The sequence below is a fragment of the Pseudomonas sp. TH07 genome (assembly GCF_016651285.1).
GTDB lineage: Bacteria > Pseudomonadota > Gammaproteobacteria > Pseudomonadales > Pseudomonadaceae > Aquipseudomonas.
The window spans coordinates 4783172-4800231 of sequence record NZ_JAEKED010000001.1 but is presented as its reverse complement, the minus strand read 5'-3'; the positions used below and the strand labels follow the sequence as shown (position 1 = coordinate 4800231).

The window sequence follows — 17060 nt, the reverse complement described above, 5'->3', positions numbered from 1 at the left end:
GCGCGGCATAGGTCGTGGCGCGGCGACCGGCAAAAAAAAGGGGCGATCAGCGATCGCCCCCGAACGTGCTACGAGAACAACCCTATAACGTCAGCTGCCCACGTTCCTCATCGGTCAGGCGCGCCCGTGCCTGGTCGCTCAAGGGCCCGGCGCCCAGCACTTGCACCGGGCTGTCGGGGTTGTAGCCCGGGGCGCGGCTGGCGTCTTCGCGACCGCGTTGCAGCGGTTCGGAGCCAAAGCCCAGGACCTCGACGGTAACGATCGACGCCCGCCCCTGTTTCGCCGCCGCCTGCTGGTTGCGCGCAGCGTCTTCAGCAGCCTGGGAAGCCGCAGCGCCCGCCGAACTGGCCGAGCTCATGGCCCCGGTATTGACCGCCGCCGACACCGGTACCCCGGACGACTTGCCCTGGGTCTGGATGTTGGCCGCATTGACCACCCGCAGCGCGGCGATGTTGATATTGCCCGACACGCGGATCCCCGCCTCGCCGGCATCGATGGTGCCCAGGGGCGCGATCAGGTCGATGTCGCCGGCCGCGACTTCCGGGATCGGGTTGAGGGTGGCGATCCCAGCCCCGGTGCTCGGCACCGACGGCGACAGGCCGACGTTGCCCCAGGTGTCGTACACCCGCTTGGGCGGCGTATAGACCACGGTGGTCTTGGAACCGCGCCCGGCGTTGATGTCGCCGGCCGCCGACCAGCCCATGATCGAGCCGCCAAAGGTGGTCATGATCCGGCTCTGGCCGAGCAGGATGCTGCCCAGGGAATACAGCTGGATATCCCCCGCGCCCTGGGTGATGACCCCGGCCGAGGCCGGTGGCGCCGCGCCTTCGATGCCGAAGGTCTGGTTGCCGCCGGGGGTCAGCATCTGGATCGAGCCACCAAAATCGGTGTGCACCCCGGCGCCGCCGAACAGGGTGATATCGCCCTGGTAGCGGATGGGGTTGCCGGCCACATCGGTCTGCGGGAACAACGCCGCAATCGCCGTACGTCCACGGGCATAGCTGCCCTGGCGCAGGCCGCCTTCCTGGGTGTACTCGCGCCCGCCGGCCTTGAGTTCGGCGAAATATACCTCGCGGGCAAACACCCGCTGCTGCTCCGCCGGCAGCGCCGCGTAATAGGCCCGGGCCTGGGTGCTGTCGCCGACAAAACCGAAGCGCCCGGCCAGCCAGGCCTGCAACTCGCCCTCATAGGTCTTGGCCACCTTGCCGGCGCCCAGGCTTTCCCCGGGCTGGGCCAGGTTGGCCGGGGCGAGGTAGGCCTGCACGAAGCGCTGGTAGTCCGGACCGTTGGGACCGACGCCGGCCTGCATCACAATGCTCGACCCGGGGCGGCTGTCACCGGGTGCCACGCCGCCGAGGCTGATGACGCTGACCTTGTCCTCCATCAGGATAGTGCGCCCCGCCGTCAGCTCCAGGGTGCCAGGGCCGGCGACCCTGAAGTTGCTGTAGAGGATGTCGCGCCCGGCACTGGCGATGGAGATATCGGTCGGGTCGTTATGGATAAACAGGTTGCCCACCAGGGTATAGGCACCGAAGTTGAAGTCGCCGCCAGTGCTGCCGTTCATGGGCGTGCCGCTGCTGACGATATCGCGCCCGGCCAGCATCCGTACCGGCCCACCGCCCTCGTAGAAGGTTTGCCCGAAGCGCGAGTCGGTGGTGGAGGTCATGGTGATCGCCCGGCCGCTGCTGACCCCCATCAAGTCGCCATTGATGGCATAGAAGCGTGCCGGTTCGGCGGCGCTGCCCCACTCGGTGGAAGCACTGTTGGGGCCGAAGGCAAACAACGGAAAGGTCCCGCCACGGGCCCGGTTGCCGTCACTGGGCAGATTGCCGCGGCCGACGATGGGCGCGCCCGTGAGGTTGTCTGTGGTCACGATATAGGCCGGGTGCTGCGGGGTGGCCAGGACCCGGGCGGCGGCGCTGGAGCGGCTCACCGTCAGGTCCCCGCCGTAGATCGAGTCGCCGGCCAGCAACTGCAGTTGGCCAATGAGCGACGGCGCCAGTACCAGGGCCGCCGGGACGTTGTTCGCGCCTGCCGAAAACTGCCTGGAGTGCCCGTAATACAGGCTGCCGCTGGCAGCGACCGCCCTCAGGGTGGCCGGGTACACCGTCGCCATATCGGTGGGGCTGCCGTCGTTCATGGGCGTGAGGTTGCCCCCGGCGGAAAACAGATCGACCGCCGTGCGCTCGGTCCACAGGGTGAACCAGCTCTGGCCGACGCCCCAGGTGCCAGCGGGGCTCTGATAACTCCAGCCATTGACCAGGGTCGCCCGACCCGGGTCGGCCACGGTCTGCAGCACCAGGTCGCCACGGGTCGACAGGTTGAACGTGGCGTCCCCCGGCACCAGGGTCAGACCGCCCGAGGCGGCCGCCAGGGTCGCGCGCTGGAAGTCGAAGGCGCGGATTTCGCTGGAGCTCTGGTCCACCGCCCGGGCGCCGTAATGCAGCTCCAGGCTGCCCAGGGCGCTGCCGCTCACTTGCACATGGCCGCGCAGGTCCACCAGCGCGCCGTTGAACGCACCGGCCCCGTACTGGCGATAAGGGTTCAGGGCACCGCCCACCCGCAGGTTCAGGTCGCCGCCACCGGTCACTTGCCGACTGCCATCGGCCGCCAGGCGCCCGGTGCTGCCGACGGCCAGGATCAGGCCCTGGCTGCGGCGGTTGGCGTAGCCGGCGAAATCCGCCGCCGCCAGCGGTGCGAGCACCCCGGCATCGCCACCGACCTCAACCTCCAGGTTGCCACCGCCCAGGGTGCCGAAGCCGGTAAAACCGACCATCTGGTCGGCACCGGACACGCTGTTGGCGGTGTAGGTCCCGAAGTTGATCCACCAGGCCGTGTCCCGCGCCTGGCCGGCACCGGCGTCGTTGCCCTGGCGCCAGAGCCAGTTGCCGACATTGCTCGAGTCATGGCCCATGTCCGACCCCACCGGGCGACCGTTGGGGCTCTGGCTCGGGAGGTCGACGATATTGCCGCTCAGGTCGCCGCCGGCCTTGATCCGCAGGTTGCCGCCGCCTTCCGGGTACCAGGCGCGGTACAGGCTCTGGGTGCCGCCGTCGACCAGGGCTTCATAGCCGCCGGCGAGGTTCTTCAGGACCTTGCCGCCGCTGCCTGAGCGCGCCAGGTTGTAGGGGTCGCTGGCAGAGGTCGGGGTCGAGGAAGTGCCGGCGGTGTAGACGCCGAACAGCGAATCCATGCTCAGGTTGCCCGCCGCCAGCAGCTCCAGGTCGGCGGCACCGGTACGCACCACGCTGGGGCGGGTGCTGCTGGCGACCAGGGTATAGCCACTGCCTACCTGGCAATAACTGGGCGTATCGTCGCAAAGCCCCGGGTATTGCAGTTCGACGAAATCGATCGGCAGCCCCACCATGCTGTCGTCGCCAAAGAAGTCCAGCGAACCCTCTTCGGTCCAGACAAACTCCGGCTGGCCGTACATCCCGTAGTGACTGTCCGCCAGATGCAGATCGCCGGCCCGAGCCTGGGTTTGCAGCAGACGGCTGTCGGCGGCCTGGGTATCGGCACCCGCCACCAGGCGCAGCGACCAGGACTGGGAACCCTCGGCCAGCATCGGCGCGATGGCCCACAGCTTGCCCTGGCGCCCGGCCACCTCGGGCCGCAACTGCACCGACTCGACCCCGGCCGGCAGCTTGATGTCGGTGCCGGACGGGATCAGCGCCCCGCGCGGCAGCAGCCGGCTGCCATCGAGGGTGACCACCGCCCGGCTCCCGGCCTGGCCTGGCAGAGGCACGCCCTTGGGCCAGGTCATGGCCCCGACCCGGGTGTTGCCGACCAGCAAGGTGCCGGCGTCCAGCACACTGCCCACGGCCAGGGTCTGGTCGTGGCCGAGCAAGGAGCCGGCGGTGAACAGCACCTTGCCGTCGGCATCGCGCACCGCCGCCGCCAGCACCGTACCCGCCGGCAGGAACAGCTCCTGGGCCAGGGTCGCGGCGACCGGCAGGCGGCTGCCGGCCGGCAGCATCAGGCCGCGGATCGGCAGGTCGTAGTTCAGGGTGCTGCCGCCGGGGAACAGCGTGCCGTCGGCCAGGGTCACGCCCGTGCCCGGCACCACGATGTCGCCGCCGGTGAAGTCGAGGCCGGCCCGCAGAATCCAGCCCGTGTCATCGTCGGTGGGCGGTGGCGGCGCAAAGCCGTCGTTGATGCTGCCGTAGATGTTCAGGTCGCCACCGGCGCGCAAGGTCAGGCTGCCCACCTCACCGGAGCCGTACACCTGGGTCTGCTCGGTGTGCGGGTTGACGCTAGCGTAGCGAAACTGCGACAGGTCGATATCGCCCTGCACCACCAGGTCGCCGTCGGCGGTCTTGCTGACGATCTCCACCCCCGGGCGCAAATGGAAGGCATCGGCGTAGGTGGCATTGTTCAGGCCGGCGAGTTTGTTCTGCATCAGGTCGCTGTTGTTCTTCGCCGCGTTGATAAACAGCACGCTCAGCGCATGTTTCTGCTTCAGGTAATCCTCATCGATCACCTGGTATGGGCGGCCACTGGCGCTGGTATCGGTGCCTTCCCGGGCATCGTCGTAGCTGATCATGCCGTTGACCGCAATCGAGCGTGCACCCTGGATATCCAGCTGGCCATGGGCGTCGATGGCAATGTCGTCGCTGCTCTGATCGGGCTTGATCAGCCGTGGCGCATTCAGCTCCAGGGTGCCGCGGCTGCGACCGTCGTTGGCGCCGGGGGCCGTGCCGAGCGCAACCTCGGTGCCATGGCGCAGGTCGATACGCACGCCGTCGGCCAGGGTCAACTGGCCCTGGCCGGAGCTGAGCACCACCGTGGCGCGGTTGGGCGAGTCGATGATCTTGCCGTAGCTGTCGACCCGCAGCCGGCTGCCATGGGCGTCGAGCACTGCGCTGCCGTCCAGGGTCAGGCCGTTCCTGGCCGCCAGGTTGATGCTGCCGACCCGTTCGCCGCTGGCGTCCACCAGGCCGTTGACCCGCAGGCTGCCGTTGTCCAGGGAGACGCTGATGCTGCCGGCCTTGAGGCCATTGCCGATGGTCAGGTCACCCTGCTTGAGCTGGAAACTGCGGGCGCCAAACACCTGGCCTTCGTTCAGCCGCTGGTTGAGCGCGGCGAACTGCTGGTCGAGGCTCGCGCCGGCCCCCAGGTGCTGGGCCTGGATCTCGACGCCGCCCGCCGCGTACGGCATCAGGCTGCCACCGGCATCGTAATAGCCGCTGCTGCCGGCGAGGATCCGTCCTTGCAGGTCGACGCCACCCGCGCCCGGGTCCAGGGCGATGGCTTGCAGCTTGCCGGCCTGGTTGTTCCTGGCCGACAGGTCAATGGTCGAACCCGCCGCCTGCAGCACGTTACCGGCGCGGCTCTGCAGCAGCACATCGCCGCCCCAGCCATATTTGGTCAGGTCGTTGAAAGCGACGGCGCGCCCGGCCACATCGATCAGCGCGGCGTCGGTCAGCAGCACATCGCCCCGCGCGCCCAGGGTCACCTTGCCGCTGGGCAGCACCACGGCGCTGGCCAGGCGAATGCTGTCGCCCTGCAACGCCAGCTCGGCGCCCTGGCCGTCAGCCGTGCCCGGGGTAACGCCCGTTGCCGCCACATCAATCGCGCCCCCGGCGGTGATGCGATTCACCGAACCGGCGGCACCGGTCAGCAACGGCGTGAGGATATTCAGGTTGCCGCCGCTGTACTGGAAGCCCTTGCCGGTTTCATAGGCACCCTGGCTTTGGTAGACCGCCAGGCTGCCCTTGTGGTTGGCGGTGATGCGCTCGCTGGCACTCAGGTTGACGCTGCCAAAGCCCAGGGCCAGGCGATCGAAGCTCTTGATCGTGCTGGGCTGGGCGAAGGCGCCATAACCGAACTCAATGCGCTCGGCCTGGATATCCAGGCGCCCGCTGCCCGTGCCGGCGCCACCGGCCACCACCGCGCCGGCAGGCGTATCCGTGCCCTGCCAGATCAGGTTGGCGGTGTGAATGCTCGCCACGTCGCTGGCGCTGCCCGAGCCGTAGATGGCCGGGCTCGACAGCAGCAGGTTGCTCAGCAGCGACTTGCCGGTCAGTGGGTCATAGGTGTCCAGGGCCGTGCTGCCGTAGAAGTTGAAGCTGTCCCGGGCCGAGAGTTGCAGGGTCTCCAGGGCCGGCGCGCCGAACTGGGTGTCGCCGCGCAGCAAGCGGTCCAGCAACTGCTGGTTGAGGGTCATGCCGGTCGGCAGGCGACCACTGGCCGCGGCCGCAGCCAGGGCCTCGGGGCTACCGACGTTGACGCTGCTCAGGCCCAGGTTGAGGTGCCGGGTGCCGTAGCGCACCTGGTCTCCCAGCTCGAAGGTGTTGTCGGTCAGGGCGACGATACTGCCCTCGGAATACAGCGCGGTCTGCCCGCTGCACGGGGCGTTGGTGCAAGCGCCGACCTGGATGCCGCCGCTGACCTGGCCGCCGGCCTGGGTCTGGCCGATGACGTTGAGCAGGCCGTTGGACACCGCCAGCAGGTTGCTCATCTGGTAGATAAACCCATCCCGGGCGTCGTAGCTGGCCCGGCCGCGGCCGATGCTGTTGATCGACGCGCCTTGTTCGAGGACGATCTGGCCGTTGCCCGCCACCAGAAACACCTCGGGCGCGGCCAGGCTCGCGCCCTGGCGCAAGGTGATCGAGCCCGACATGGCGTTGGTGCCACTCGCCAGGGTGATGTAGTTGCCGCCCTGACCGTACTTGACCAGGGTCAGGCCACCGAGCATCAGGCGCGCCGCGCCCAATGCGTTCAGGCTCCGGTCATCCAGGGTCACGCCGCCGAAGCCGCTGCTGGCGGCGTTGCCGGCTTTCACCACTTCAATACCGCCAAAACCCGAATTCAGCACCGCCACCGTGCCACCGTAGCCACCGGCAGCCGCCTCGAAGCGGCCAATGCCCTCGAAGGAAAACGCCTCGGCCCCGGCGCCCGCGTACAGGGCCAGCTTCAGGGTCTTGGCATCCACCGGCAACAGCGGCCGCGGCACCCCGAGCTTGGCCGCGTCGGCCAGGGCGAACTGCGCATAACCGGTTTCGTTGTATTGGGAGTAACGACGCAAGGTCTCGGCCGGGGTCAGGATCACCTGGCTGGCCACACTGTTGCCGATCCCGGTATGGGCCACGGACAGGCGCCCGGCGGTTGACCAGGAGCCATTGCGCAGCTGTTGCGCCGTGCCTTCGCTGCCGAGCCCGGCCAGGCCGTTGATCTCGATCCGGAACGCCCCCGGCATCAGGGCGTAGGTCGACGGCATCAAGGTGTAGGTGCCTGCCGCCAGGCCCGGCACTCCGGCGCCGATGCTGATCTGCTGGCCGATCATCGGGTCCACCGCCCCACCTTCCGCCGCCACCGGCGCATAGCCCGGCTGCACCCCGGGCACGATCGCGTAGATCGGGTTGGTGCCCAGGCCCGGCAGGACAAAGCCGCCATTGGCGCCAATCTGCACCAACGGGCTGTAGCGGGCATCGGTGGAACCGCCACGCCCGGAGATAAACCCGGCCCCCAGCAACTCACCACCGCCAGACAGATCCACCGTGGCCTCGGGCAGCACCTTCACCGACTGGCCGCCGAGGATCACCCCCACGCTCAGGTCGCTGTTCTCATTCACCAGCGCTCCCTGGCCAAGGAAGGTCACATTCTTGCCGTTGTACTTGTAGAGCTGGCCGTCGACCGTGCCGCCATAAGGCAGCACCAGGCCCTTGCCGCTGACCGAGGTCACGCTGCCGGGCAGCAACTCGACCCGGGTCGCCCCCAGGTTGCCGATTTCGATCAGGCCCAGGGGCGCACGCAGCACCCCGCCCTGCTTGATGGTTGCCGCGCCCAATTGCAGGCGGCCGAAGGCCGAATAAGGCACGGCCAGCTCGGCATTGCCGCTGCGGCCGATGGTCAGGGTCCGTGCGGGGTCGAAGTTCAGCAGCAGGCCATTGCCGGCCCCCACGTAACCAGCCAGCACTCGGGCCCCGACTTCGGTGGCCGGGTACAGTTGCGCCGCCCGCAGGGTCATGTCGCCGTGGGTCAGCAACTGGGTGCTGATGCCCTTGGCGATCACATCGGCGCCGGCACCGGCGAGGAAGCGCAGGTCGCCCTGGCTGGTCAGTTGCACATCATCGAAGCCACGGCGCTCGACAACCTGCTGGCTGCCATTGGCCTGGCGCAGGCTGCCCAGGCTGCCGAACACCACACTGCCGCGCACGTCGATCAGGTTGCCACTGGCGCTGAACTGCGCCTGGGTCGGCCGCTGTGACGGCGTTCCGCCGAGCACCGGATGCTCATACTGATCCTTGGCTTCCAGTGGCGCGAGGATCCCGGCCAGCAACAGGTAGGGCGCCGACAACTCGACCCGCGAGTGGGCCGCGGCGGTCTCGCTGAGGTTCAGGGCGCTGCTGTACAGGCGCAGGCTCTGGCCCATATGCAGCGAGACATCGCCATCGAAACTGAGCAGACCGTTGCTCAGCAGCGCCAGATTGTCGAAACCACCGGCGCTGACCTGGTCCACCCCGAGGCGGCCATGGCCGTACTCCAGGCTGGCGGCCGCGTCTTCGGCGGTCGCCGGCAGCGTGCTCGGTTGGTGCACCTGGCCGAGCACCAGTTCCCGGGGTTTGAGCACCCGGTCGGTCAGCGCATTCTTGATGTAGTACGGGCTTTCCAGGGCCAGGGACAGGCTGCCGCCCGCCGCGCCGGCGCCTCCGGCCCGGGCCGCAAAGCTGCCGTCCAGGTACAGGCCGTTGTTGGAGGCGAAGCTGATGCTGCCGCCATTGCTGGCCACCTGCACCCGGCCCTGCCCCGGTATATCCAGGGCCGCCTGGGCGCCGGAAGCCTCCAGCCGCGCGCCTTCGCGCACCACCACGAACAGATCGCTGGCCTTGGCGATGCCGGTGGCCAGGTCGATCTCGCCGCCGATGGCAATCGTGCCGCCATTGCGCACCTGCCCGTAACTGCGGCCACGGTTGTCCACCGCGCTCACCGCCCGGGCCGCGACATCGATCAGCGCCTGCTCGCCGACCCAGATCGAGCGCCCGTGGCCGGTGGCGTTGGCCGCCTCGCCACTGGCCGTCGTCAGGCCGCCGAGGCTGACGCGGCCACCCCAGGCATTGAGGGTGCCGTTGACGGTCAACTGGCCGACGCTGCGCAGGTTGATCGCCTGCCCCGGGTCGACCGTGATCACCGCACCCTGGCCAACGCTCAGGGCGGTGGTCGCCAACTGGGCGGCGGTGGCGTATTGCGTGCCGGCGCTCAGGGTCAGGCTGGCACCACGGCGCTGAGTCAGCACACCTTTGGCCGGGTCCTGCTGGTACAGCGCCGGCAGCCAGCTTTGCAGCACGCTGGCCGGCGCGCTGCCGGTGGGGCGGGTGCTGGCCTCGGCGGTCAGGCGGTACAGCGGCTGGTTGACGTCGACCCGGGCGCCGTCGGCGACAATCAGGCCTTCATTGCCGGTGATGTCGTAGGCGGAAAAGCCCTTGTCGAAGAAGTCCCCGGCCAGTTGCAGGGTGCCGGCCACAGGCGCGGCGCCGGTGTCGCCGATCAGCACCTTGTGCGCCTGCAGCGCCAGGGTGCCGCCGCCGTTGACCCCGTAGCCGAGCAGCTCGCTGCCAAGGTCCAGCGAGCCATCGGCCGCCAGGGTCAGATCACCGCCCTTGCCGCCACTGGTCTTGCCGTCGTAACCGATGCTCGCACCGGACGTGACATCCAGCCGGGTGCCGCTGGCCAGGTTCAGGTCGCCGCTGCTGCGCAGCGACAGCTTGCCGCCGTTGATAAAGGCCAGCCCCTCGCTGGCCTGCGGATCAAGGGCGAGGTTGGTCCAGCGCCCGGAGACATCGAGCTTGACCCCGGTCGCCACATCGACCCGGGGCTGGGCAGCGCCGATAGGTGCGAGGATCACGTCACCGAGCACAAAACCACGGTTTACATCCACCTGGTTCAAGACGTTGCCGGCATTGATCCGGCCGCCATGGGCGGTGAGGTCGGCGTTGATCTGGACCTGGGGTCCGAACAGGGTGATATCGCCGCCGTCGGCCACCTTCAGCCCACTGTTGACCTGGATCTGCTGCCGCGCACCGACCTTGATCGCCCCCAGCTGGAAGCCGTTGAGCTGGTCGCTGTCCAGCACCAACTGCCCTTGGCGATCGGCCGGCAAGGCGCTGGTGAGGTCCAGGCCGTCGGCGATCTTCTGCGTGTTGGCCTCGATCAGCACCTGGTCCACGCTCGGGCTCAGGGCGTAGCGCAGGGTGCCGCTGGCCTTGTTGTAGATCGGCGTGTAGTTGCCAATGATCAACTGCGCCCGCTGGGCAGCGGCCTTGTGGGATTGCTGGTAGCCGTCGAGGTTGACGTTGGGCGCCTGGGTCTGGCGCTCGCCCTTGAATACGTCGCTGATCAACTGGCCTTCGAGCACGGCGTTGCGGGTGCCGATCACCAGCTTGCCGGCGTCGCGGCCGATGGTGTAGCCGGCCTCGTAGCGCCGTTGCTGGGCGATCAGCGGGTTGTAGTAGTAGTCGTTGCGGTTCCAGCGCGTGCTGATGTCTTCATACCCCTTGTAGAGCCCGGTGTAGAGAATGTCCCCCGGTGCCCGCGACAGTTCGTACAGCTGGCCGTTGGGACCCTTGAGCCAGCTTTGCTGGATATACCCGCCTTGCACGTCGACGGTGCCGCCGGAGAGGTTCAACTGGGCACCGGACTGGGTCAGCACGTCCTTGCCGGTAAAGGTCAGGGTGCCGCCCTGGGCCATCCACTCACCGACTGTATGGCCCTGGGTGCCGAGGTAGCCGCCCACCTCCAGCAGGCCGCCGGCGGTGTACCAGCGGTCGGTGGCGTAGCCGTTGGTGCCGGCCGGGACGAACACCAGCTCCCGCAGGTCGACCCAGACATCATTGTTGATCAGTTGGCCGTTATCGCGGTTGCCCGCCGAGTCGCGCTGCTCGTTGCCCTGGACGTTGATCTTGATGGTGTTGGACTCCATCGCCACCTTGACCCCGACGGCGCCGGACACATCGATAGTTGCGCCGTCGCGCACCAGGCTGCGCTGGCCCGCCGTCACCGCCACCTGGCCGCCGGTGGCCAGGGTGATGGAGCCGCTCTGGAAATCCACATGGCCACCGCTGACGATTTCGATCCGGGACTGATCGGTGCGGTCGCTGATGCTGCTGAGGTTATTGAACTGGCCAGTGATCAGGTTGGTCGGGGTGCCGTCGAGGTTGATCAGGCCATTGTTGCGCTGGCTGTCCAGGGCACTGCTGCCACTGCTGTCGAGCAGGATCGCGGTGGTGCTGCCCTGCCCCAGGGTCACGCTGCCCGTGCTGTCGCTGGCCGAATTGAGCAAGTGAATCGTGCCGCGGGTGTCCACCGAGGTGCTGGCCAGGGCCACGCCGTTTTGCTGCACCTGGTGCCCGGTCAGGGTGATATCGCCGGTGGACGCCATGATCAGGCCGGTGTTGGTGACCTTGCCGGCACTGCTGCCGGGGTTGAGGCTGGTCGCCACTTCGTTGCCCCGGGTGGTGGAATGCTGGTTGCCGCTGGTGCCCACGCCACGCCGGATGTAAAAACTGTCACCGGCCGCGAGGGTGGTCTGGCCCTTGGCGGTGATCAGGGTGCCGGCGTTCTCCACTTCCGAACCCAGCAGCAAGGCGTAGCCACCGGCGTCGGTGGACGTCGCCGGGCTGTGGGTCTGGATCAGCGCCCCGCGCTGCACCTCGACCTTGCCGGCGGCATCGGTAAAGGTCGGCAGGGTGCCGTTGGTGTCCACGTACAGTCCGTGCTGGGTGAACTGGTCATCGCTGATGCTGGCGGCCGCGGCCACCAGGTTGCGCACGTTGACCTGGCTGCTGCCACTGAAGATCACCCCGTTGCGGTTCATGATCATCACCGTGCCCGCGCCCTTGATCTGGCCCTGGATCTCGCTGGGCCGGGCATTGGGGTCGTTGACCCGGTTGAGCACGGCCCAGCTCGACTGCTGCTGGAAGTCGACCGTGGTGTTGCGCCCGACGTTGAAGGTCTCCCAGTTGAGGATCGCCTTGTCGGCGGTCTGCTCGATGGTCACCGTGGTCTGGCCGCCGGCCTGGGTCTGCACCGGGCCTTTGGCGTTGGTCCAGCCCTGGGTCAGGCTGTTGTCGACCTTGAGCCCGCCTTCGCCGAGGCCGTCGGGCACCGTGGTCACCCGGCCGAACGCGGCCTGGCGCCCGGCCGCCTGGGCCGCTTGCTGGGCGGCAATGGCCGCGACGCTGGTGTTGAGGTTGCTCAGGGAACGCTGCAACTGCTGGTTGGCCCGGGTCTGCTGGGACAACGGCGGCGGCATGCCCGGCACCTGACCCCCGGTGCGCGCGGCCGTGGCCGCCTGGGACGCGCCCTTGGCGGCAAACCAACCGGAACTGAACGCCGTGGCGCCATGGGCACTGCCGGCCATCAGCAGCAAGGCGATGGCATGGGCCAGGGGCTTGAGCCGCAGGATCGCCTGGCCATCGTGGCCTTGGGCTTGGGGTTTGACCGGTGGTTTGCAGCGAACCATTACGACTCATCCTTTGTTATGACGCCCACGGGAGCACGACGCTTCAGGCAATAGGCCGTTGGCGCGGGCTGCGACCGAACGCTTGTCATGGAAAATTCATCTTTGAGGCCTCAGGGCGCCCCAAGCAAAAAATCAGCAACGGCCTGGGCCGTTGCTGATCGGGTATTGCGCGACAGTGAAGCGAGGGTTACAGCGGACGACCGATGCCGTTGCAGATGTTGCTTTTGCCGATGCTCTGATCGCTGGTGGCGGTCAGGAAGCTGCTGCGTACAGCGGCTTTCCAGGCAGTTGGCAGCGGTACGAAACGGTTGGCGGTGATGGCGGCGTCGTTGTTGGTGGCCGCTGCGGCACCGTAGTGGCGAGTGAAGAAATCACGCACCTGGTTGCTTTGATCCTGGTTGAAGTAGCACTGGCTGAAGATCAGGTTGGTGAAGCCCAGGATCGGGTAGCCGGTGGTTGGGTAGAGCTTGAGGCTCGGGTCAGTTGGGTTGAGGTCGATCTGAGCCTGGGAAGTGAAGACCGGAACCCAGGCGTTCGGGTTGGCACGATCAGTCGTGGCCGGTACGGCTACGGCGTTGATTGCGGCCGAGACGTTGGCCGGTGCAGGCGACAGGCCGACGATGTTTTTCGCCACATCTTTGCCCACGCGGGCCACTTTGGTGGCGTCGTCCAGACCGGCCAGGGTGGTGGCGGCGAAATCCGGGCTCATGTAAGTGATACGACCCTCAGCAACGGTGGTGTCGTTCAGCGCAGTCATCACGCCCTGGCTACCGGCAGCGGCCACAGCACCGGCTGGCAGGCCGCCCGAGTAACTGTTGGCGAAGGTCGTGGTGACGGCGAAGGCGCCGGTTTCAGCGCACTTGGCGTTGAGGAAACGGGTGAACAGCTCGGTGGTGCCGCTGCTCTCGCTGCGGTAGACCACAGTGATCGGGCCAGTACGACCGGAGCCGGTGATCTGATCCCACTTGTTCACACGACCAGAGAACACACCGCACAGTTCGTTGACGCTCAGGTCAACGGCGTTGGCGCCGCTTTTGCGGAAAGGAATGGCAACCGAAGTGGCCACCGAAGGCACCTGGATCAACGGACCCCAGGCGGTGTTGTGAGCCGTCACGTAGCCGCTCAGTTCAGCCTCGGAGAGCTTGGAATCGCTGCCCGCCCAGTGCACGTTCTTGCCAGTGGTGCCGGCCACGAACTTGGTGTAGTCGTTGTTCAGGAAGGCCGATTTGCCGTTGCCGCTGCCGACGCCGATGTAGGGCGCGAAACCGGCGGTCAGTACGCCCGCAGTCTGGTACAGCGGTTGTGGCAGGGTTGCACCGCCGCCGTTGATGTCTGCCAGTGCAGCCTGGGCCGAGCACAGGGCCGCGAGGGTCAGGGATGCTGCGAGAACGTTGCGCTTAAACATGAAGAAGCTCCTTTCATCGTGTTCGTACGTGGGGTAGATGGCTCTTGCATGACGCCATGGCGCTCCGGTCCGCAGCCTTGATCCAGAGGGCTTGAGGGGTGAGGCCATGGGTAGAGAAGTTCGCAGCTTCCGGTGACAGATAAAGGAAAAAACCTCGGGAGGAACCGCGGGTTTTTGCCCGGGATTCTCGGGTGTTCAGCAGGGTTTTGCGGGGGCACGCCAGGCAGGTGAGCGCGAGAGTTCAGCGGGCCTCGGCGGGAGCCGGCAGCGCTGTTGAAGCCGGGCCCGACACATGACAGAACAACGAACCCGAGAACCCGCCTGCCCGAAGTCGGGAGCGCTGGCACAGCAGTGAAAAATTTTCGGGCCTGACCCCATGCCGCAGATAAAAACCGGGTGACCTTACTCAGGTCACCAGTTGGTTGATCTCGATGATCGGCAGCAGGATCGCCATGACGATCACCAGCACCACCGCGCCCATGACCACGATCATCAGCGGCTCCAGCAACGCGGTCATGCCCATGGCCCGGCGTTCGATATCCCGCGACAGGGTCTGCGCCGCGCGCTCCAGCATCGGCGGCAAGGCGCCGGTCTTTTCTCCGCTGGCGATCAGGTGGATCAGCACCGGCGGAAAGACCTTTTCCACCCGCAACGCCGCCGCCAGATTGACGCCCTCACGCACCTTGGCCGTGGCATCGCTGACGCTCAGGCTCAGGCGGTCGTTGGACAGGGTTTGCCGAGCGGCTTCCAGGGCCCTGAGCAACGGCACCCCGGCGCCGCCGAGAATCGCCAGGGTCGAGGCAAAACGGGCGGTATTCAGGCCCAGCACAAAACGCCCGATCAGCGGCAGGCGCAGGATCCGGCTGTGCCAGCTCAGGCGTGCGACGGGGTTGCGCAGGTACAGGCGCCACGCCCAGAAACCGCCTGCCAACAGGCTGAAACACAACCAGCCCCAACTGCGAATAAAGTCACTGGCGTTGAGCATGGCCAGGGTCAGGCCCGGCAGGTCCTGGCGCGCCTGGGAAAACGCGCTGACCACCTGGGGCACCACGTAGCTGAGCAGGAAAATCACGATGCCGATCGACACCAGCCCCACCACCCCGGGGTAGATAAAGGCGGTGAGAATCTTGCCCCGCAGGTTGTTGCGCTCTTCGATGTAGTCCGCCAAACGCTCCATGACCTGGGCCAGGTCGCCGGACTCCTCCCCTGCGGCAATCAGCGCCCGGTAAATCTCCGGAAAGTCCCGGGGCCGCGCCGCCAGGGCTTCGGCCAGGCGCATGCCACTGCGCACGTCGGCGCGCACCGCGCTCAGGGTCTGGGCGATATGTTTGCGCTCGGCCTGCTCCACCGTGGCGCTGAGCGCGGCTTCCAGGGGCAGACTGGCTCCCAGCAGGCTGGCCAATTGGCGGGTGGCCCAGGCCAGGTCGTTGTCTGAAAGCTTGGCGCTGAACAGGCCCCCTGCCCCATTGGTTCCCTGATGGCTGTCCAGTTGCACCATTAGCGCCGTCAGGCCACGACCACGCAGGTTGGTAAACGCCGCACTCTGGCTGTCGGCCTCCAGGTGCCCGGACTCGATCTTGCCGCTGGCGTCGGCGGCTTCGTAGCGATAGCGATTCATCAGGCGTCCCGGGTTACGCGAAGGATTTCTTCCGGCGCGGTGGCACCGCTGCGCACCCAGCGCTCGCCATCCTCGCGCATGCTCAGCATGCCGGCTTTACGAGCAGCGGCCCTGAGGGCCTGCTCGCCAGCGCCCTGGTGAATCAGGGTGCGAATATCGTCGTCGATGCAGAACAACTCATGGATTCCGGTGCGGCCGCTGTAGCCAGTGTGATTGCACGCGGCGCACCCTTGTGGGCGCCAGGTGCCGGGGGCCGTCGGGTCTTCTTCCTTGCACTGCGAGCACAGACGGCGCACCAGACGCTGGGCGAGGACTCCGAGCATTGATGAGGCGAGAAGAAAAGGTTCGACCCCCATGTCGATCAGGCGATTGACGGCCGACACGGCATCGTTGGTGTGCAAGGTTGCCAGCACCAAGTGCCCGGTCAGCGAGGCTTGCACTGCTATCTGCGCGGTCTCCAGGTCGCGGATTTCGCCGATCATGATGATGTCCGGGTCCTGGCGCAGGATGGCCCGCAGGGCCAGGGCGAAGGTCATGTCGATCTTGGCGTTGACCTGGATCTGGCTGATACCGGGCAGGTCGTATTCCACCGGATCCTCGACGGTGAGGATATTGCTGGTGCTGGCGTCGAGCCGGGCCAGAGCGGCATACAGGCTGGTGGTTTTGCCGCTGCCGGTGGGGCCGGTGACCAGCACGATGCCGTGGGGCTGGCGGATCAGGCTGTCGAGTCGGGCCAGCACCTCAGGGTCCATGCCCAGGGTTTCCAGTTGCAGGCGCCCGGCCTGTTTGTCCAGCAGGCGCATCACCACCCGTTCGCCATGGCCGGTTGGCACGGTGGAGACGCGGATATCGATGGGGCGCCCGGCCACGCGCAGGGCGATGCGGCCGTCCTGGGGCAGGCGTTTTTCGGCGATGTCGAGTTGGGCCATGATCTTGATCCGTGAGACCAGGGCGCCGTGCAGGGCTTTGCGCGGCGACACGACATCGCGCAGGGTGCCATCGACGCGGTAGCGCACCACGGAATGGGTTTCGTAGGGCTCGATGTGAATGTCGCTGGCTTCGTCGCGGGCGGCCTGGGTCAGCAAGGCGTTGATCATGCGGATCACCGGGGCGCCGTCCTGGGTGTCGAGCAGGTCGGTGATTTCCGGGATGTCTTGCATGAGGCGATCGAGATCGACTTCGTTTTCGGCGGCGCCCACCACGGCGGCGGCGCTGCCGGTGTCGGCGTAGGCGCTGGCCAGCAGGCCATCGAGTTCGTCATCGCGGATGTGTTCGATGGGGCTGGGGCCGAATTGGCGTTGGGCTTCGTTGATTGACCAGCCGGGGGTTGAGGGGCAGACCAGGAGTATGGCGCCCGCCTCGCTTTGGCGCAGGAGGATGCGGTGGGATTTGGCCCAGGCGTAGGGGAGTTGGGTCATGTGGGCTCCGCGGGATTTAGATCGGGGGCAGATCCGTTGTTGGGGGGTGGGCCGCCGCGATGGGCCATCCTTGGCCCAGCGCGGCTAACCCGGCGTCCTGCCGGGTTACCCACGGCTCACTGCCTGCGTTCGGCCATCGTGGTTTGACGGGGCGCTGCA

4 protein-coding genes are annotated in these 17060 nt (G+C 67.4%); all 4 read right to left on the bottom strand.

Annotation, left to right across the window (positions count from 1 at the left end; genetic code table 11):
* Window positions 1–82: 82 nt before the first annotated feature.
* The 4 genes from JFU57_RS22005 to gspE all read right to left on the bottom strand — a co-directional run bounded on the left by JFU57_RS22005 (window position 83) and on the right by gspE (window position 16901).
* Window positions 83–12460 (bottom strand): filamentous hemagglutinin family protein, encoded by a 12378-nt coding sequence (locus JFU57_RS22005; protein ID WP_201130766.1) that lies wholly within the window; start codon window positions 12458–12460, stop codon window positions 83–85.
* 187 nt (window positions 12461–12647) lie between these two features.
* A complete protein-coding gene (locus JFU57_RS22000; RefSeq protein ID WP_201130765.1) occupies window positions 12648–13865 on the bottom strand; it encodes a substrate-binding domain-containing protein in 1218 nt (405 codons plus the stop codon).
* Between the two features lie 406 nt (window positions 13866–14271).
* The gene (gene gspF / locus JFU57_RS21995) at window positions 14272–15483 is read right to left on the bottom strand and encodes a type II secretion system inner membrane protein GspF (protein WP_201130764.1); all 1212 of its coding nucleotides are present in this window, start codon (window positions 15481–15483) and stop codon (window positions 14272–14274) included.
* Entirely contained in the window at window positions 15483–16901 is a 1419-nt protein-coding gene (gene gspE, locus JFU57_RS21990; RefSeq protein ID WP_201130763.1) for a type II secretion system ATPase GspE, read from the bottom strand. Before gspE ends, gspF begins: the two co-directional genes overlap by 1 nt.
* Window positions 16902–17060 lie beyond the last annotated feature (159 nt).